General features: G+C 70.8%; 13 protein-coding genes. 4 read left to right on the top strand and 9 right to left on the bottom strand.

The window, feature by feature from the left end; translation table 11 throughout:
* Window positions 1–143 precede the first annotated feature (143 nt).
* Window positions 144–3,185 carry an excinuclease ABC subunit UvrA gene (uvrA, locus tag AVS7_RS12965; RefSeq protein ID WP_020228831.1) on the top strand — a complete coding sequence of 1,014 codons (3,042 nt, stop codon included), beginning with the start codon at window positions 144–146 and terminating at the stop codon, window positions 3,183–3,185.
* Window positions 3,186–3,217: 32 nt separating this feature from the next.
* Here the strand turns inward: uvrA and AVS7_RS12960 are convergent, their stop codons facing one another.
* Entirely contained in the window at window positions 3,218–5,152 is a 1,935-nt protein-coding gene (locus AVS7_RS12960) for a sensor histidine kinase (RefSeq protein WP_020228830.1), read from the bottom strand.
* A 34-nt stretch (window positions 5,153–5,186) separates the two neighbouring features.
* Between AVS7_RS12960 and AVS7_RS12955 the strand changes: the two genes are divergently transcribed.
* Together AVS7_RS12955 and AVS7_RS23345 are read left to right on the top strand one after the other, a co-directional pair.
* Entirely contained in the window at window positions 5,187–5,903 is a 717-nt protein-coding gene (locus AVS7_RS12955; RefSeq protein ID WP_024001520.1) for a response regulator transcription factor, read from the top strand.
* Between the two features lie 79 nt (window positions 5,904–5,982).
* A complete protein-coding gene (locus AVS7_RS23345) occupies window positions 5,983–8,823 on the top strand; it encodes an IPTL-CTERM sorting domain-containing protein (protein ID WP_020228828.1) in 2,841 nt (946 codons plus the stop codon).
* Window positions 8,824–8,901: 78 nt separating this feature from the next.
* On the opposite strand, the gene AVS7_RS12945 is transcribed toward AVS7_RS23345, so the two are convergent.
* The 5 genes from AVS7_RS12945 to pyrF form a co-directional block, all read right to left on the bottom strand.
* Window positions 8,902–10,854, bottom strand: a complete 1,953-nt coding sequence (locus AVS7_RS12945; RefSeq protein WP_020228827.1) for a methyl-accepting chemotaxis protein — start codon at window positions 10,852–10,854, stop codon at window positions 8,902–8,904.
* A gap of 197 nt (window positions 10,855–11,051) precedes the next feature.
* Window positions 11,052–12,026, bottom strand: coding sequence for a succinylglutamate desuccinylase/aspartoacylase family protein (locus tag AVS7_RS12940; RefSeq protein WP_024001519.1), 975 nt, complete (start codon window positions 12,024–12,026; stop codon window positions 11,052–11,054).
* Entirely contained in the window at window positions 12,023–13,015 is a 993-nt protein-coding gene (locus AVS7_RS12935) for a tripartite tricarboxylate transporter substrate binding protein (protein ID WP_034690893.1), read from the bottom strand. Before AVS7_RS12935 ends, AVS7_RS12940 begins: the two co-directional genes overlap by 4 nt.
* A gap of 124 nt (window positions 13,016–13,139) precedes the next feature.
* Window positions 13,140–14,033, bottom strand: a complete 894-nt coding sequence (locus AVS7_RS12930) for a LysR family transcriptional regulator (protein ID WP_020228824.1) — start codon at window positions 14,031–14,033, stop codon at window positions 13,140–13,142.
* 15 nt (window positions 14,034–14,048) lie between these two features.
* Complete coding sequence (gene pyrF / locus AVS7_RS12925; protein WP_020228823.1) at window positions 14,049–14,873, bottom strand: orotidine-5'-phosphate decarboxylase; 825 nt, start codon at window positions 14,871–14,873, stop codon at window positions 14,049–14,051.
* Between the two features lie 62 nt (window positions 14,874–14,935).
* Here pyrF and AVS7_RS12920 point away from each other — a divergent pair, with 62 nt between their 5' ends.
* The gene (locus AVS7_RS12920; protein ID WP_020228822.1) at window positions 14,936–15,838 is read left to right on the top strand and encodes a DMT family transporter; all 903 of its coding nucleotides are present in this window, start codon (window positions 14,936–14,938) and stop codon (window positions 15,836–15,838) included.
* Window positions 15,839–15,920: 82 nt separating this feature from the next.
* Here AVS7_RS12920 and AVS7_RS12915 read toward each other — a convergent pair whose 3' ends face one another.
* The 3 genes from AVS7_RS12915 to AVS7_RS12905 form a co-directional block, all read right to left on the bottom strand.
* Window positions 15,921–16,475: a FlgO family outer membrane protein gene (locus AVS7_RS12915; RefSeq protein WP_024001517.1), complete on the bottom strand. Its 555-nt coding sequence runs from the start codon at window positions 16,473–16,475 to the stop codon at window positions 15,921–15,923.
* Window positions 16,472–17,158, bottom strand: coding sequence for a hypothetical protein (locus AVS7_RS12910; RefSeq protein ID WP_020228820.1), 687 nt, complete (start codon window positions 17,156–17,158; stop codon window positions 16,472–16,474). Before AVS7_RS12910 ends, AVS7_RS12915 begins: the two co-directional genes overlap by 4 nt.
* 145 nt (window positions 17,159–17,303) lie before the next feature.
* Window positions 17,304–18,497, bottom strand: coding sequence for a phosphoglycerate kinase (locus AVS7_RS12905; RefSeq protein ID WP_020228819.1), 1,194 nt, complete (start codon window positions 18,495–18,497; stop codon window positions 17,304–17,306).
* Window positions 18,498–18,551 lie beyond the last annotated feature (54 nt).

The raw sequence follows: 18,551 nt of genomic DNA, 5'->3' as shown, positions 1-18,551 counted from the left end.
GCCTGAAGGCCAAAAAAGCTTGTATTTGTAAGCATCGTATCGGAATCGCCTCGGGATGGGAATGGGGTGATGTGCACGAGGCACGGCGCGCGGCGGGGGGCTCACCTATCATGGTGGGTTCCGCTTTTTTTTGCGCCCCGCCGATGCCCGACACCGCTTCTTCCTCTGCCGACGGCCCCTACCTCGCCCGCGCCCTGCGCGAGCAGCGCATCAGCATCCGTGGCGCGCGCACGCACAACCTCAAGAACATCGACCTGGACCTGCCGCGCAACCAGCTCGTTGTCATTACGGGGCTGTCGGGCTCGGGCAAGTCCAGCCTCGCGTTCGACACGCTCTACGCCGAGGGGCAGCGGCGCTACGTGGAGAGCCTGTCGGCCTACGCGCGCCAGTTCCTGGGGCGGCTGGACAAGCCCGATGTGGATCTGATCGAGGGCCTGTCGCCAGCCATCAGCATCGAGCAGAAGGCCACCAGCCACAACCCGCGCTCCACCGTGGGCACGGTGACGGAGATTCACGACTACCTGCGCCTGCTGTTCGCGCGCGCGGGTACGCCGCACTGCCCCGACCACGGCCTGCCGCTGGCGTCGCAGACGGTGAGCCAGATGGTGGACGCCGTGCTCGCCCTGCCCGAGGACACGCGCCTGATGCTGCTGGCCCCCGTGGCGCGTACGAGAAAGGGCGAGTTCACCGAGGTGTTCCAGCAGATGCAGGCGCTGGGCTACGTGCGCTTTCGCGTCGATGGGCAGACCTACGAGGTGGAGAACCTGCCCCAGCTCAAGAAAACCGAGAAGCACGACGTGGACGTGGTGATCGACCGCCTGAAGGTGCGCCCCGACGCCCAGCAGCGCCTGGCCGAGAGCATCGAGGCCGTGCTGCGCGTGGGCGGCGCGGAAGGCAACGGCCGCGTGCTGGCGCTGGAGATGGACACGGGCCGCGAGCACCTCTACAGCAGCAAGTTCGCCTGCCCCATCTGCAGCTTCTCGCTGCCCGAGCTGGAGCCGCGCCTGTTCTCGTTCAACTCGCCCACGGGCGCGTGCCCGGCGTGCGACGGCATCGGCCAGCAGGAGGTGTTCGACGCGGCGCGCGTGGTGGCCTTCCCATCCCTCAGCCTCGCCAGCGGCGCGATCAAGGGCTGGGACCGGCGCAACGGCTACTACTTCGCCATGCTGGAGAGCCTGGCGCGGCACTATGGCTTCGACGTGGAAACGCCCTTCGAGCAACTGCCCGATCGCGTGCAGCGCACCGTGCTGCACGGCTCGGGCGACGAGGACATCGCCTTCAGCTACCTGCTCGACAGCGGCGCAAACAAGGGCAAGCCCATCGTCAAGAGCCACCCGTTCGAAGGCATCCTGCCCAACATGGCGCGGTGCTACCGCGAGACGGATTCGGTGGTGGTGCGCGAGGATCTCGCACGCTACCGCAGCACCCAGCCCTGCCCAGACTGCCACGGCGCGCGCCTGCGCCGTGAGGCACGGCACGTGCTGGTGGGCGAAGGCGATGCCGCGCAGTCCATCCAGGCGGTGAGTCACCAGACGCTGGCCGATGCCCTCGGCTGGTTCCGCGCGCTGCGCCTGACCGGCGCCAAGGCCGAGATCGCCGACAAGATCGTGCGCGAGATCGCCGCGCGCCTGACCTTCCTGAACGACGTGGGCCTGAACTACCTGAGCCTGGATCGCAGCGCCGAGACCCTGAGCGGCGGCGAGGCGCAGCGCATCCGCCTCGCGTCGCAGATCGGATCGGGCCTCACGGGCGTGATGTACGTGCTCGACGAGCCCAGCATCGGCCTGCACCAGCGCGACAACGACCGGCTCATCGCCACGCTGCAGCACCTGCGCGACATCGGCAACAGCGTGATCGTGGTGGAGCACGACGAGGACATGATCCGCGCCGCCGACCACGTGGTGGACATGGGCCCCGGCGCGGGCGTGCACGGCGGGCGCGTGATGGCGCAGGGCAGCTACGCCGACCTGTGCGCCGCGCCCGATTCGCTCACTGGCCAGTACCTGCGCGGCGCGCGCAGCATCCCCGTGCCCGCGCGGCGCACGCCGTGGCTGCCCGTGGTCGACGCCGGCGAGCCCGAGAAGAAATCCAAATCGCGCTTCCCCGAAACCGCCGCCAGCCAGCGCCGCAAGGAACGCATGGCCGAGCACCGCGCGCGCCAGGGCGACGTGCAGGCGCTGCGCGTGATCGGCGCGACGGGCCACAACCTCAAGGGCGTGAGCGTGGAATTCCCCGTGGGCCTGTTCACCTGCGTGACGGGCGTTTCCGGCTCGGGCAAGAGCACGCTGGTCAACGACACGCTGCACAAGGCCGTGGCGCGCCAGCTCCACCGCGCGCACGACGAGCCGGCCGAGCACGAGGCCATCGAGGGCATCGACTACTTCGACAAGGTCATCAACGTCGACCAGAGCCCCATCGGCCGCACGCCGCGCAGCAACCCGGCCACGTACACGGGCCTGTTCACGCCCATCCGCGAGCTGATGGCCGAGACCAACACCGCCAAGGAGCGCGGCTACGGCCCGGGGCGCTTCAGCTTCAACGTGGCGGGCGGCCGCTGCGAGGCCTGCCAGGGCGACGGCGTGGTGAAGGTGGAGATGCACTTCCTGCCCGACGTGTACGTGCCCTGCGACGTGTGCCACGGCCAGCGCTACAACCGCGAGACGCTGGAGGTGCAGTGGAAGGGCAGGAACATCGCGCAAATCCTCGACCTGACGGTGGAAGACGCGCACGCCTTCTTCAAGGACGTGCCGACCATCGCGCGCAAGCTGCAGACCCTGCTGGACGTGGGCCTGTCGTACATCCGCCTGGGCCAGAGCGCCACCACGCTCTCGGGCGGCGAGGCGCAGCGCGTGAAGCTGGCGCAGGAGCTGTCCAAGCGCGACACGGGCCGCACGCTCTACATCCTGGATGAGCCCACGACCGGCCTGCACTTCGCCGACATCGACCTGCTGCTCAAGGTGCTGCTGCAGTTGCGCGACGCGGGCAACACCATCGTGGTGATCGAGCACAACCTCGATGTGATCAAGACGGCCGACTGGGTCATCGACATGGGCCCCGAGGGCGGCGCGTGCGGCGGCACGGTGGTGGCGCAGGGCACGCCCGAGGAGGTGGCCGCCCACCCGGCCAGCCACACGGGGCGCTACCTGCGGCGCTACGTTGAAGCCAAATCGGCCTCTAGCGCTTGATGGTAAAGCGCAGGAAGCTATAAAAATATGAGCTATTTCGCCGCGCCAGGCAGGGTGGGCAGGCGCAGTCCGAAGCAGACAGGCCCGGCGCCGCCCGCGCCGCGCAATTCCACGCTGCCCCCCAGCTGGTGCATGGTGCGCCGCACCAGGTACAGGCCCAGGCCCGCGCCGGGGCTGCCCTGGGTGTTGGCGCCCCGGTAGTACTTCTGGAACAGGCGCTCGCGGTCGCCGAGCGGGATCTCGGGGCCGGGGTTGGCCACGGTGATGCAGGTCTGCGCGCCCTCGCGCCAGGCGTGTACCTGGATGCTGGCGTGCGCGGCGGTGTGGCGGTCGGCGTTGGCCAGCAGGTTGCGCAGGGCGATGCGCAGCAGCTCGGCATCGGTGCGCAGGTGGCGGGCGCCGGGGGCAATGTGGCACTGCAGGCGCGGGGCGGGCCAGTCGCGTCCCAGGTCGTGGCGCAGGCCCTCCAGCAGCGCCTGCAGGTCGCAGGCGTGCAGATGCACGGCCACGCGGGGTTGCTGCAGGCGGTCTTCGCTCAGGTAGTCGTCCACCAGCGCCAGCAGGCGCTGCCCGGCCTGGCGGATGTTGCCGCAGCGCTCCTGGTGGATGTCTGGCGGGCCGTTCTGGCTGCGGCCCAGCAGCTGGGCGGTGGTGGTGATGATGGCTAGCGGGGTGCGGAACTCGTGCGACACCATGGCCACGAATTCGCGCTGCTCGGCCAGGGCGCGCCGCTCGGTTTCCAGCTCGGCGGCCAGCGCGGCCTGGCGCAGCTCGCGGGCGCGGCGCTGGCGCTCGTGCCGCCACAGCAGGATGGTGCCTACCATCAGCATGTGCAGCGTGATGCCCAGCGTGGAGGCGTATTGCGTCCAGGCGTTGACGGGCGCCAGCCCCATGTTGCGCAGGTAGGCGACGGCCAGGCCGCCATAGAACACGCCGAAGGCCAGCACGAACAGCCGGGCGGGGCGGTGCCCGCGCAGCAGCAGCACCAGGGCCAGCAGGGTGACGCCGCCGATGCCCAGCAGGCTCAGCACCTGCGAGGCCACCATGCTCGGCACGTACAGACCCAGCAGCGCCAGGGCCGCGAGCACGGCCCCGGCGGCCCTGGACAGCCCGATGAGGGCCCGCGTGGCCCGGGGGGCCAGCGGCCGCAGCTCCAGCAGGTCGGTGACGATGTGCATGCCCACGCCCAGGCACACGGCCACGCCGGCGGCCAGCAGCGGGTCGCTCCAGGCGGCGCCCAGGCCGGTGAGCTGCTGCGTCAGGCCCGAGGCCAGCATCTCGCTGAACATGCTGGAGCCGATGTAGAGCAGGAAGCGCCCGCTGGCGGGCGCGCGCGTGGCGGCCCAGAAGGCGCAGTGCAGCAGGATCAGCAGCAGGTAGAAGCCGTAGTGCAGGCCGAACAGCAGCGCCTCGCGGCGCGAGTAGTTGTCGAACGCCAGGCGCTGCCACACCCGCCATTGCGTGGTGATGGAGTTCTTACTCTGCAGCCGCACCAGCACGTCGTAGGTGCCGGGCAGCGTGGGAGAAAAGGCCACCACCGGGCTGCGGTAGTCCACGGGCCATTGCGCGCGGGGCACGTCTTCGCCGCTGCGGCCCAGGCTGCGCCAGCCGGCGGCGCCGGGGCCGCGCACGTAGAAGCGCACATCGTCCAGCACCGCGTTGTCCAGGTGCAGCATCCAGCCGTCGGGCAGCGCCTGGGGGATGTGCAATTGCACCCGCAGCCAGATGGCGGCGCGGGTGTAGCCCGCGCCCAGGCTGCCGGGCAGGTGCTGCCAGCCGGGGGCGGCGGCGGCGTCCGCGGCCTGCCACTGGCCGCCAGCGTCGGCCAGCCACTGCACATGGCCCGCCGTGTCCCGCATGGGGGTGTCCGCATCCAGTGGCAGGGGCTGGGCCAGCCCCGGCGCGGGGCACAACACGTACAGCGCGGCGATCAGCCACCCGCATGCCAGGGCCCAGGCGCTGCCCAATAATCGAAAGCTTTGTGTTGCTGAGTTGCCTGCCATGCTGGAAGTGATTTTGCTGGAGGATGAGCCCGTGCTGCTCAAGGAGCTGGGCCGGTTCCTGGACAGCCTGGGCTATGCGCCGCTGTGCCTGTCGAGCGTGGCGGCGTTCACGCAGATGTTCGACGCCCGGCGCCACCGGCTGGCGGTGATCGACATCGGCCTGCCCGACGGCAGCGGCCTGGCGCTGATCCGCCGCCTGCGCCAGACGGGCGAGGCCCTGGGCATCGTGGTGTACAGCGCGCGCAGCACGGCCTACGACCGCATCGCCGGGCTGGAGGCCGGGGCCGACCATTACCTGGGCAAGGGTTGCGACCTGGACGAACTGGCCGCCACCCTGGCCGCGCTGGAGCGCCGCCTGGCTCTGCAGCCCCTGCCCGCGCTGGACGCCGCCCCCGCGCAGCCCGCGCCGTGGCAGCTGGAGCTGGGGCCGGCCATGCTGCACGTGGCCGGTGCGCCGCTGGCCGCGCGCGTGGCCCTGTCGCCGCAGGATTCGGCGGTGCTGCACTGCCTGATGCTGCGCAGCGGCGCCACGGTGAGCCGCCGCGACATCGTGCAGGCGCTGGGCGCCGACTACGATGACTACGACCAGCGCCGCCTGGACTCGCAAATGCACCGCCTGCGCCAGCGTGTGGAAGACGCCACCGGCTGCCTGCTGCCCGTGCGCACCGTGCGCGGCAGCGGGTTCGTGTTCTACGAGCCCGCTCAGGTTCGCTGAGGTTCGCTCAGACTTGCTCAGCCCTGGGCGGTGGCTCCGTTCCTAGACTTTCCCCGACATTCATCAGGAGTTCGGGAAAGTGAAAAAAACCATCGAAACCACGGCGCCCATGCGCTGCCGCCCCGGCGTGCTCGCGCCCCTGGGGCTGGGCATCGCGCTGGCCTTGGGCACAGGGACTGCCGGCGCCGCCACGGCCTGGACCAACGGGCAGGACGCCACGCAGGCGCTGGGGGGCAGCTATGACGACCCCTTCGGCCCGGAAAACCCCATCTTCGGCTCGCCGTCCGACGTGTGCGTCGATGGCACGAATGAGAAGGTCTACGTGGTGGACAGGGGCGCCCACAGAGTTCTGCGCTTCACCGCCGCGGAGGCCGCCAGGAAAGAAGGCACGCCCGAGGCGGTTTTCGGCCAGCCCACGCTGACCAACACAACGCCGAACACTGGCGGCCGTTCAGCGAGCACCCTCGACGGTCCCACGGTCTGTGCCATCGACAGCGCCGGGCGCCTCTATGTCGTGGACGCGAACAACCGGCGGGTGCTGCGCTACGACAGCGCCTGGTCGAAAACCACGGGTGCGGCCGCCGCCAACGCCGTGCTGGGCCAGTCGAGCTTCACAGCCTTCGAGACCGGCGCTGCGCCCAACCGCTTCGGCCCCATCTACACCTACGAGTCGGGCGGCTGGTCGCAAATGACGGGCATCGCCCTGGGCCCGGGCGGGGAGCTGTACGTGGCCGACGGCCCCAACCACCGGGTGCTTCGCTTCAACAACGCTGGCACCATGCTGAGCGGCGCCAACGCCAGCGGCGTGCTGGGCGTGTCCAACTTCAGCTCGGCGGGCGCGGGCAGCACCACGCGATCGACCTTCAACGGCATCCTGGGCCTGGCGGTGGATGCCGCAGGCAACCTCTACGTGAGCGAGGGCCGCAACCGCCGCATCCTGCGGTTCAACAACGCCGCTGGCAAGACCGGCTTGGTGGATGCCGACGGCGTCCTGGGCCGCGCCGACTACACCTCGGTGACCCCCAACGGCACGGCGATAGCGGCGGACAACCTGTCCACCGACGTGACCGACATGGAGGTGTTGCCCGACGGCTCCCTGTACATCGTGGACACGGCGTTCAACCGCGTGCTGGTCTACGACGACCCCGCGGGCAAGGCCAACGGTGCCCCTGCCGACCATGTGCTGGGGCGTGTGGACTTCACCGGCGACAGCGATCACGGCTCGACAGCCAAGGGCGAGTTGGCGTGGCCAGTCGGCCTGGGCTACAACCCGCAGACGAACACCCTGCTGGTGGCCGACGCGTACAACGGGCGCGTGGTGGGGCATGTGCTCTTGGTGCCGCCCACGGCCAGCAATGTGGCCATCAGCGGCACGCCCGCCCAAGGCCAGGCGCTCACCGGCACCTACACCTATACGGGCGGCGACGGCGGCAGCACGCCGGGCGCCAGCACCTTCCAGTGGCGGCGCGACGGTAGCGACATCACCGGCGCCACCGCATCGACGTACACGCCCGTGGCGGCGGACGCGGGGCAGACGCTGACCTTCTGCGTCACCCCCGTCTCGCCCGGCGGCGCGGCGGGCGCGCAGGTGTGCTCGCAGCCCACCGCCACAGTGCCCGCCAACGCCGCGCCCACGGCCAGCGGCGTCGCCATCAGCGGCACGGCCACCGTGGGCCAGCAGCTCACGGGCTCCTACACCTATGCCGATGCCGAGGGCGACCCGCAGGGCGCCAGCACCTTCCAGTGGAAGCGCGGCGGCAGCGACATCGCCGGTGCCAACGGATCGACGTACACGCCCGTGGCGGCGGACGTGGGGCACACGCTGGCCTTCTGCGTCACCCCCGTGACCAGCGCTGGCGCGCTGGGCGCGCAGCAGTGCTCGCAGCCCACGGCCGCAGTGCCCGCCAATGCCGCGCCCACGGCCAGCGGCGTCGCCATCAGCGGCACGGCCACCGTGGGCCAGCAGCTCACGGGCTCCTACACCTATGCCGATGCCGAGGGCGACCCGCAGGGCGCCAGCACCTTCCAGTGGAAGCGTGGCGGCAGCGATATCGCCGGTGCCAACGGATCGGCGTACCTGCTCGTGGCGGCGGACGCGGGGCAGGCGCTGACCTTCTGCGTCACCCCCGTGACCAGCGCTGGCGCGCAGGGCGCCGAGGCCTGCTCCAGCCCCACGGCCGCCGTCGCCCTGGCGCCGGTCGCCGGTGTCTGCGGCACGGCAGCCAGCCAGGCTCAGGCCGTGGCCCCCACGGCCAACCTGTGCAGCGCAGGCACGCCCGGCACCCTGGCCAGCAGCGGCGGCCAATACACCTGGGCCTGCCAGGGCGCGAACGGCGGGTCGAACAGCAGTTGCCAGGCCCCCTGGGCCAGCACCGGCGGCGGCGCCGTGCCCACCGGCACGGTGGAACTGCGAGCGGGGAACAACTGGCAGCTGGACAGCGCCAGCTTCAGCCCCGCGCTGCCCCAGGGCGCCAGCGCACCGGCGGCCAATGCCGTCTTCCCTGCCGGTTTGCTGTCGCTGGACCTGAGCGCGGGCGACGTGGGCAGCGAAGCCACTGTCATCGTGCGCTTCACCCAGCCCGTGCCCAGCGGTGCGGTGTACATGAAGTACGGCCCCAGCCCTGTGGGGTACAGCTGCACGGACGCGGCGCAATGCGCGCTTCCCCATTGGTACGAGTTGCCCGCCAGCCGGGCCGAGCTGGCAGTCGACCGCATGAGCGTGACCCTGAAGCTGACCGATGGCGGCCTGGGCGACCACGATGGCCAGGCCAACCGGCTCATCAAGGATCCGGGCGGCTTCATGGTCAGGGGCGCTGCGGCTGGTGCGCAGGCCATTCCCACGCTGAGCGAATGGGGCGTGCTGCTGCTGTCGGCACTGGCGGCGGCCTTCGGGCTGCGGGCGGTGCGGCGGCGGGTTTGAGGGGATTGAAAAGAGCGCCTGGGGCGCTCTTTTTTTGAAGAAAAATGGCGCTGGCGCTTTCCAGGAAAGCGCTGCCAGCTATTGATTCAGGAGTGCCGGCCGCGCCACGCCGCCGCCCTCGCGGAACACCGCCACCGCCTGCACCAGGGCTTGCGCCTGGCTGCTCAGGCTGCCCGCGGCGGCGGCCATCTCCTCGACCAGGGCGGCGTTCTGCTGCGTCACCTGGTCCAGGGCCGTGACGGCCTCGCCCACCTGGGCCACGCCGCTGGCCTGCTCCTGGCTGGCGTTGCTGATCTGGCCCACCATGGCGCTCAGGCGCTGGATGCTCTGCACCACCTCGTCCATGGTGCGGCCCGCGGCGCTGGCCTGGGCGTTGCCGGCGGACACGCGGGCGTTGCTGTCGTCGATCAGCGTGCGGATCTGCTTGGCCGCCTCGCCGCTGCGCCCGGCGAGGTTGCGCACCTCGGCGGCGACCACGGCGAAGCCTCGGCCTTGCTCGCCGGCGCGGGCGGCCTCCACGGCGGCGTTGAGCGCCAGCAGGTTGGTCTGGAAAGCGATGCCGTCGATCACCTGGATGATGTCGGCCATCTGCCGCGCCGCCTGGTGCACGCCCTGCATGGTGTCCACCACCTGCTCCACGGCGGTGCCGCCCTGGGCCGCCATGTCGCGCGCCTGCGCGGCGAGCTGGCTGGCCTCGCGCGCGGTGTCGGCGTTGTGGCGCACGGTGGCGCTGAGCTGCTCCATCGACGCGGCGGTCTGCTCCAGCGCGCTGGCCTGGCTCTCGGTGCGGCCCGACAGGTCCTGGTTGCCCTGCGCGATCTGGCTGCTGGCGGTGGCCACGCTTTCGGCGCCGCGCCGCACCTGGCCGATGACGGGCCGCAGCCGCGCGCGCATCTGCTGCTGCGCGGCGATGAGGCGGCCGACCTCGTTGCTGCCGTGGGGCACGTCCTGGCCGCCCAGGTCGCCTTCGGCCACGGCGTTGGCCAGCGCCACGGCCTGGGCCAGCGGCTGGGTGATGGAGCGCACGAAGGCGACGGCCAGCAGCCCCGCGGCCAGCGCCAGCAGCGCAATGGCGCCGGCCATCAGCAGGAGGTGGCGCTGGGCGCCGGCGGCGCGCTCCTGCGCCTGGGCCAGCAGCAGGTCCACGGCCTGGCCGCCCAGGGCGTTGCCTGCGTCGATGCCGGCGGTGAGGGTGTCGAAGTAGGCGGTGGCGTCCTGCCCCAGCTCGGCGACGTCCAGCAGGGCGGTGGCCACGCGCTGCAGCGCCTCGCCGGAGCGGGCCTTCATCGTGGCCAGCGGCGCGTCCAGCGCGGCGGCGAAGGCGCCGTTGTGCTCCAGGGCGCGCGCCAGGCTGTCCAGCGCGCCGGTGCGCAGCTCGTCGGCGCGCGCGTGCTGGGCACGCAGCTGGCCGCGCACCTCGCGCGGCAGCTCGCCGCGCGTCAGCGCACCGGCGCCGATGGCGCGCATCTGGCCGAGCTGCTCGCCCAGCATGGGCAGCTGCTGCAGCGTGGCCTGGATGAGCGCCTGCGTGTCGCGGTGGGGGCTGGTGCTCAGGCCGCTGGCGTGCAGCAGCGTCTCGCTCAGCTGCAGCAGCCGCGCCACCAGCGCGGTGTGGCGGGCCATGCTCTGGGCGAGCTGGAGGGAGCGGTCGTCCACGGACTGGCGCAGCGCCTGCCAGTCCTGGCGCAGGCGGTCCAGGTCGCCGGCATGGGCGGGCGCTGCCGTGGCCACTTGCGCAGCGGCGGCGTCGAACGCCTGGTTCAGCGCGTCGCGCACGCCGGGCCGGCGCGCGGCCAGCTGCTCGTTGCCGCCCAGCATGGCCGCCGACAGGCCGCGGTGCGTCTGCACCAGCCGCACCGTCTGGCTGAGGCTGCGCAGCGCGGGCATGCCGCGCGCCTGCGCCTGCAGGGCCTGCACGTCCTGGCCCAGCTGGCGCAGGTAGAGGGTGGAGGGCAGCGCGGCCATGACCAGGGCCACGCAGCTCAGGATGAGGAACTTGTGCGACAGGCGCAGGCGGTGGAGCAGGGGCATGGCGTAACGCGGGAATACAACTGGTTACGTCAGTATAGGAAGCACGGCACGGCGGCGCCGCACCGAATGCGGTGGCATTGACTTGTGTCAAGTGCCGGCCGCGCCAGCGGCGGTGCGCCGGGGTGGTTTCAGATCAAATCGGGCTCCAGCGCTTACTGGGAAAGCGCTGGCAGCTATCGATCGAGGAGCGATCGCCGCTACAGCGGGCGCCGCCGCGCGAAGCGCACCACGGTCACGCCGGCGCGCGCCTGGCGCGTGGAGGGCATGACGAGCACGCAGTCGTCGTAGGGTGTGGCGACCGGTTCGCCGTCGTTGTCGCCGATCACGGTGCCGGCCTTCGGGAACACCTCCAGGCCGGTGTAGGGCGCGGCGAAACGGAAGCGCTCGCTCCTGGCGACCACCGGGCCGGTGACTTCCAGCGCCCACTGGCGCAGGGCGTCGGGCAGGCGCCAGCCGGGCAGCAGGCGGTCCAGGCCGGCGGCATCCACCGTGCCCGCGGCCTGCAGGAAGCGCAAGCACTGGTCCTGGGCCATGGCGCGGCTGGCCGGGTCGCCGTGGAAGCCGCATTCGATGAGCAGCGAGCGGCTGCCGCCGGCCTCGGCGTCGGGCAGCCCGAAGCGGCCGTAGTCGCGCATGCGCGTGCCGTCCTGGTGGCCCGCGTCGATCACGATGTGCTCGGGCGCGGCCATGGCGCGCGCCAGTTCCTGGTTGCGCGGGTGCGGGCCGGTGAGCAGCAGCGGCGCGCTGGGCTCGTGCATGGAGTGCAGGTCGAGCAGCCAGTCGGCTTCGCGCACGAAGGGGCGCAGCTGCGCGGCGCGGCGGCGCTCCAGGGTGTCGGCGGCGTCCATGCGCGCGTCGCTCCACTGGCGGTTCATGTCCTGCTCGACGAAGCGCGAAGCGTCGTGGTCGGCCGCATCGAACCGGTCGAACGCGGCGAGGTTGCAGAACGCCAGCGTGAGCGTGCCCTGGGCCGGGCGCAGGCCGGCTTCGAGCAGGCCCTTGAGCGCCCAGGCGCCGCACAGCTCGTTGCCGTGGACCAGCGCGGTGATCATCACGTGGCGGCCGGGCGCACCGGAGCCGAAGCGCCACACGCCCTCGGTGCCGGTGTTGCCGGCGCGCCAGGCGCCGAGGTCGGGCGCGGGCAGCGCGAAAGTCAGGGGAGCGCTCATCATTCCTCGATCTTGGCGAATTCGACGATCTTCTTGTACTTGGCGATCTCGGTGGCGAGGAACCGGTCCACGTCAACGCTGGTGGATGCCACGGTGGAGCCCGAGGCCTCCATCCGCTTGCGGAAGTCGGGCGACTCCAGCGTCTCGTTGAGCGCCTTCTTCAGCCGTTCGGCCACGGGCTTGGGCAGGTTGGCCGGTGCCATGAGAGCGAACCAGGTGCCGATGTCCACGTTCTTGTACTGTGCCGATTCGGCCAGCGCCGGGATGTCGGGCGCGACGGTCGAGCGCTTGGCCTCGGTGGTGCCCAGGGCGACCACCTTGCCGCTCTTGATGTGCGGCAGGCCGCTGGAGAGCACGAACACGCCGAATTCCAGGTTGTTGCCCACCAGGTCGTTGGTGAGCGGCGCCACGCCGCGGTAGGGGATGTGCGTCATGAACAGCTTGCCCTGCTCCTTGATCATCTCGCCGGCCAGGTGCAGCGAGGTGCCCACGCCCGAGCTGCCGTAGCTGAACTTGCCGGGGTTCTTGCGCACGCGCTCGGTGAACTCGGCGAGGTTCTTCACGCCGGTGTTCGTGCCGGCCACCAGCACCAGGGGCTGGGAGGCGACGAGGCCGATGGCGGTGAAGTCCTTGATGTCGTACTTGACCTTTTGGGTCACGAGCTTGTTGATGGCGATCTCGTTGTTGGCGCCCACCAGCAGCGTGTAGCCGTCGGGTGCGCTGCTGGCCACCTTCTGCGCACCGATGGCGCCACCCGCGCCGCCGAGGTTCTCGATCACCACGGGCACACCCAGGCGGGTGGACAGCTCCGCGCCCACGGCACGGCCCGTCAGGTCGGTGCTGCCGCCGGGCGGGTAGCCCACGACGATGGTGATGGGCTTGCTCGGGTAGGCCGGGGCCTGGGCGAAGGCGGCGGGGCCGGCGGCGGCGAGCAGCGCGGCGCCGGCCAGAAGTGCGCGGCGCAGCGGGGCGGGAGTGCGGGAAGGGTGCATGGCGTTCTCCATGGGCAGGTCAAGGTGGGTGCCTGCATTGTGGGAGGGCCCTGCCGTGGCGTGGTGCCGAAGCAGCACGAAGCCGTGCATTGTCGGCACGCAGCCTACGGGTTTGTGCGGGGGCTTACTTGCGCGCCAGCGTGGCCCACAGCGCCTCGGCCCAGGGCGAGAGCCGGCGCTTGGGCCGGTACATGCGCACGTCGAAGCGCACCTCCATGCGCCGGTCGCCCGCGGGAGCCAGCCGGCCGCTCTGGCAGTCGGCGTGCACCATGGACCAGGGCAGCCAGGCCACGCCCAGGCCGCGCAGCACGTATTCGTACTGGGCGTCGGCCGAGTCGCATTCCACCACGCGCACCAGGCGCGGCGCCAGCGGATCGTGCGCCAGGTGGTCCTCCACCAGTCGGCCGAGCGCCAGCGTGTGCGAATAGGCGAGATAGGGCACCGTGTCCGTGCCGCCGAAGTGGTGCAGCGGCGCGCCGCCGGCGCGGGCGCGCGCCACGGGCACCAGGCGGTCGGAGGCGAGCGTGAGGTGGGTGAACTGCCGCGCGTCCAGGCGCACGGCCAGCGAGGTGTGGTGGTAGGCCAGGGTGAAGTCGGCCTCGCCGCGCTCGATCATCGCCACCGACTCGGCCAGCGCGCAGGTGCGCACGCGCAGCTCGCCGCCCTCCAGCACGGGCTGGATGCGGGCCAGCCAGTCGGCCACCACCGTGCGCGCCAGGGTGCGGCCGGTGGCCAGGGTGACGGTGCGCGCCTGCCGCCCGGCGATGGCGTGCATCTCCTCGTGCGAATGGGCCAGGCCCTGCGCCATCTGCTGCGCTGTCTCCAGGAAGGCCTGGCCCGCGGGCGTGAGCCGCACGGGGCCGCCGCCCTGCTCGGTGAGCGGCGTGCCGGCCCAGGCCTCCAGCGCGCGGATGCGCCGGCCGAACGCGGGGTGGGTCACGTGGCGCAGCTCGGCCGCGCGGGTGAAGCTGCGCTCCTGGGCCAGCGCGATGAAGTCCTCCAGCCACTTGAGCTGCATGGCCGGAGGCGGGAGCTAGCCGCGCGCGGCGTTGAGCGCGGCGCGCGTCGCCTGGGCGGCGCTGCGCGCGGCGGCGGCGAAGTCGGGCTCGCCCGAGGCGTAGAGCACGGCGCGGGACGAGTTGACGATGATCGGGCCGTCCTCGCGCAGCCCCGCGCGCACGGTGGCCGCGGCGTCGCCGCCCTGCGCGCCCACGCCGGGGATCAGCAGCGGCAGCGTGGGCGCCAGGGCGCGCACGCGCTCGATCTCGGCCGGGTAGGTGGCGCCCACCACCAGGCCGAGCTGGCCGTTCTTGTTCCACGGGCCCTGGGCCAGGCTCGCCACGTGCTCGTAGAGCAGCGGCTGGCCTTCCACGCTGGCCAGGCGCTGGGCCTGCAGGTCGTCGCCGCCGGGGTTGGAGGTGCGGCACAGCAGGAAGGCGCCCTTGCCGTGGTACTCCAGGTAGGGCGCGATGGAGTCGAAGCCCATGAAGGGCGAGAGCGTCACGGCGTCGGCACCGTAGCGCTCGAAGGCCTCGCGCGCGTACTGCTCGGCGGTGGAACCGATGTCGCCGCGCTTGGCGTCCAGGATCACGGGCACGTGGGGCGCGTTGCAGCGCATGTGCTGCATCAGGCGTTCGAGCTGGTCTTCGGCGCGGTGCGCGGCGAAGTAGGCGATCTGCGGCTTGAAGGCGCAGACCAGGTCGCACGTGGCGTCCACGATGGCGGCGCAGAAGTCGTAGATGCGGTGCGCGTCGCCGCGCAGGCCCTCGGGAAAGCGCGTGGGCTCGGGGTCCAGGCCCACGCACAGCAGGGAGTCGTTGCGCGTGGTGGCGTCGCGCAGCATGTCGAGGAAGGTCATAGGGCGGGGATTTTAGGTGGCCGGCCAGCGCGGGCGGTGGCCGGGCGGCACAATCGCGGCCCATGCCCGTCTTCTCCCGCCGCCAGCTCGTCGTCCTCGTGCTCCTGACCCTGGTGTGGGGCTTCAACTGGCCGGTGATGAAGATGGGCGTGTCGCATTTCCCGCCGCTCACCTTCCGCATGAGTTCGCTGTGGATGGGCCTGCCCATCCTGGCGCTGGTGATGTGGCAGCAGAAGGCGCCCTTCGCCATTGCGCGCGCCCACTGGGGGCGGGTGGTGCTGCTCACGCTCACGAACATGGTGCTGTGGCACGTGCTGATGATCCTGGCGATCCCGCTGCTGTCCAGCGGCCGCGCGGCCATTCTGGGCTACACCATGCCGATCTTCTCGGCCGTGATCGGCGCGCTGTGCTTCGGCGACCGGCTGGCCGGCCGCGCCTGGGGCGGCGTGGCGGCCGCGGCGCTCGGCGTGGTGCTGCTGCTGTGGCACGAGGTGGGCGCGCTGGGCAGCCGGCCCGTGGGCATGGTGCTGATCCTGGTCTCGGCCGCGAGCTGGGCCATGGGCACGCAATTGATGCGCCGGCTGCACGTGCCGGTGCCGCTGCTCACTCTGTCGTTCTGGATGGTGGCGCTGACCTGTGCGGTGCTCACCGTGCTGGCCGTCACGTTCGAGCGGCCCCAGTGGCGCGCCCCCGACGCGCAGGCCTGGACGGCCATCCTCTACAACGGCCTGCTGGTGCTGGGCTTCGCGCAGACGGCGTGGTTCTTCCTGGTACGCACGCTGCCGCCGGTGGCCTCCACGCTCAGCGTGATGATGATCCCGGTGATCGGCGTGTTCAGCGGCGCGCTCTGGCTGGGCGAGGTCCTGCACTGGCAGGACTGGACGGCCGTGGGGCTGATGGTGGTGGCCATCGCGTCGGTGCTGTGGCCATCGCGTTCATCAGTCAAAACGGCCTCTGGCGCTTGATGGGTAAGCGCTAAAAGCTCACTTTTAAATAGCAAAAGAAAGGCCGCCGGTACACGGCGGCCTGAGCAGGAGGAGTCGTGCTTCAGCGAGAGACCAGCAGGCGGCGCACGTCGCGGTCGTTGGGCAGCGCGTAGTCGTGGCCGCGGATGATGCGGCTGTCTTCCGTGCGCACGAGCTTGAGGCTCACGTAGGTGTAGTCCGCCGCAGGCGAGAACGTGCCCACGAGCACCATGGAAGCGTTGTGGTGGCGAGCGATGTCCTTGACCTCGCGCGAGAGCAGTAATTCGCCTGCGCCTTCCTTCACGAAGACATCGCCACGCAGCTTGATCTCTTTCACGTCGAAGCCGGTGGCGGCCATGGCGTTGGCGTATTGCTCCGACAGCGTACGCCCCAGCGGTGCCGAGCGGCTCAGGTCATTCACGTCCACCACGGTGGCTACGAGCACCGGGCCAGGGCCCGTGGCGGCCGTGTCGAGGCTTGCCACGAGGCGGCCTACTGCTTCGCGGCTGCTCTGCAGCAGCGGGGCGTTGATCGCCTCCTTGTAGCTCGGCTCCGCGCGCAATGGGGGAGCTTTTTGAGCACAGCCGGCCAGCAGGAGGGCCGAGGAGGCCAGGGTCAATAGAAATGCGCGCTTCATTGCGACACCACCTTCATGTTGACGGCGCGGTAGTGCGAGGGGCGCAGGAACAGCGGCGTGTCGGCGTTTTCGAGGTAGTACACATCGGTTGTGCGCGACAGGTACTGGCCGCCACGCGAAACGGTGGTGGTCAGGACCAGTTCGGTGTTCGTCGGCCCGCCGGAGTTGATGCTGCTTGCGTAATCGGCCGCTGCCGTGAGGCCCAGTGCGGCCAGCAGCTGCGTGTCGACATGCTCATGGCGCAGGCCGTAGGCGGCCATGATGCCGGCTGCGAGCATGGTGTACTGGCCGGGAATGAAGTGCGGACGGTCGCTGTTGTGGCGGACCACCTGGGCGTGGTAGGTCACATCCAGGCCCGCGCCGGGCTGCTGGTGGACGGTGGCGCCGCTTTGCACGAATTCGGTGATGAGGAAATCACGGAATGCGAGATCGAATGCGGTCGGGTTCGGAGGAGGCGCGACATGCATGGGGGTGCCAGCGCCATAACCCGCCTTTTCCAGGGCCGAGCGGGTCTGGGCCGCGACGTCGCGCGATACCAGCTCCCAGTGGCCGGCCGATCGCACCTTGTACTGAGATGTCAGTTCGAAATTCTTGGCCAATGGAATCGGCGCGTTGCTGCAACCTGCCAGCAGGCACATGGTCCCTGCGGTGACGGTCCACCCGAGAGTCTTGATGAAAGACATGGCTCCCTCCTTCTCACAAAAGACAAATGTGAGATACGAATGTTGCGTATCTCACACGTTTGCGCACGATTCTGAGCGGAGCCCTCGCCAAAAACAAGAGAAATGTCGTTTTTTGGCGCGCCCGACCCTGAGTGCTGTTGTTTTGTCAGGACGCCGCGCGCTTTTCCAGGATCTCGAAGGCCGGCAGCTTTTTGCCCTCCAGCACCTCCAGGAAGGCGCCGCCGCCCGTGGAGATGTAGCCCACGTCTTTCTCGATGCCGTACTTGGCGATGGCCGCCAGCGTGTCGCCGCCGCCCGCGATGCTGAAGGCGCTGGACTCGGCGATGGCCTGGGCGATCGCCTTGGTGCCGCCCGCGAAGGCGTCGAACTCGAACACGCCCACGGGGCCGTTCCAGACGATGGTGCCGGCCTGCTTCAGCTGCGCGGCCAGCCGTGCGGCGGTCTCGGGGCCGATGTCGAGGATCAGGTCGTCCTCGGCCACGTCGGCGGCTTGCTTCACGGTGGCGGGCGCGTCGGCGGCGAAGGTCTTGGCGACCACCACGTCGGTGGGGATCGGCACCTCGGCGCCGCGCGCCTTCATGGCCTCGATCACGGCCTTGGCCTCGCCCACCAAATCGGGCTCGGCCAGCGACTTGCCGATGGGCAGGCCCGCGGCCAGCATGAAGGTGTTGGCGATGCCGCCGCCCACCACCAGCCCGTCCACGTTCTTCGACAGGCTCTGCAGGATGGTGAGCTTGGTCGATACCTTGCTGCCCGCCACGATGGCGACCAGCGGGCGCTTCGGGTTGGCCAGGGCCTGGGTGATCGCATCGATCTCGGCGGCCAGCAGCGGGCCGGCGCAGGCTTGCCTTGCGTATTCGGCGATGCCGTAGGTCGTGCCCTCGGCGCGGTGGGCCGTGCCGAAGGCGTCGTTCACGTAGATGTCGCACAGGGCGGCCATCTTCTGCGCCAGTTCGGGGCTGTTCTTCTTCTCGCCCTTGTTCACGCGGCAGTTCTCCAGCAGCACCACCTGGCCGGGCTGCACCTGCACGCCGTCCACCCAGTCGGCGACCAGGGGCACTTCGCGGCCCAGCAGCTCCGACAGGCGCCGGGCCACAGGAGCGAGCGAATCGGCGGGCTTGAATTCGCCTTCGGTGGGGCGGCCCAGGTGGCTCGTCACCATGACGGCGGCGCCGGCGTCGAGCGCCATGCGGATGCAGGGCACGGAGGCGCGGATGCGCGTGTCCTCGGTGATGCGGCCGGCATCGTCCTGCGGCACGTTGAGGTCGGCGCGGATGAACACGCGCTGGCCCTGGGCCTTGCCCTGGGCGCAGAGGTCGGAGAAGCGAAGAATGTGCATGGCTGTCTGGGCGTAGGAGTGCTGGAAATCGCGCCGCATTGTAGGCGGCGCACC

Origin of the sequence: Acidovorax sp. MR-S7 (assembly GCF_000400995.2) — a bacterium.
In the GTDB taxonomy this organism is placed as follows: domain Bacteria; phylum Pseudomonadota; class Gammaproteobacteria; order Burkholderiales; family Burkholderiaceae_C; genus MR-S7.
The sequence above is the reverse complement of the archived record's forward strand: the minus strand, read 5'-3'. Positions and strand labels throughout refer to the sequence as shown.

Bases quoted from the DNA above. Each gene is read 5' to 3' on its own strand.
- uvrA (WP_020228831.1), top strand. From the start codon at position 144: ATGCCCGACACCGCTTCTTCCTCTGCCGACGGCCCCTACCTCGCCCGC.
- AVS7_RS12955 (WP_024001520.1), top strand. From the start codon at position 5,187: ATGCTGGAAGTGATTTTGCTGGAGGATGAGCCCGTGCTGCTCAAGGAG.
- AVS7_RS12945 (WP_020228827.1), bottom strand. From the start codon at position 10,854: ATGCCCCTGCTCCACCGCCTGCGCCTGTCGCACAAGTTCCTCATCCTG.
- AVS7_RS12940 (WP_024001519.1), bottom strand. From the start codon at position 12,026: ATGATGAGCGCTCCCCTGACTTTCGCGCTGCCCGCGCCCGACCTCGGC.
- AVS7_RS12935 (WP_034690893.1), bottom strand. From the start codon at position 13,015: ATGCACCCTTCCCGCACTCCCGCCCCGCTGCGCCGCGCACTTCTGGCC.
- AVS7_RS12930 (WP_020228824.1), bottom strand. From the start codon at position 14,033: ATGCAGCTCAAGTGGCTGGAGGACTTCATCGCGCTGGCCCAGGAGCGC.
- pyrF (WP_020228823.1), bottom strand. From the start codon at position 14,873: ATGACCTTCCTCGACATGCTGCGCGACGCCACCACGCGCAACGACTCC.
- AVS7_RS12920 (WP_020228822.1), top strand. From the start codon at position 14,936: ATGCCCGTCTTCTCCCGCCGCCAGCTCGTCGTCCTCGTGCTCCTGACC.
- AVS7_RS12915 (WP_024001517.1), bottom strand. From the start codon at position 16,475: ATGAAGCGCGCATTTCTATTGACCCTGGCCTCCTCGGCCCTCCTGCTG.
- AVS7_RS12910 (WP_020228820.1), bottom strand. From the start codon at position 17,158: ATGTCTTTCATCAAGACTCTCGGGTGGACCGTCACCGCAGGGACCATG.
- AVS7_RS12905 (WP_020228819.1), bottom strand. From the start codon at position 18,497: ATGCACATTCTTCGCTTCTCCGACCTCTGCGCCCAGGGCAAGGCCCAG.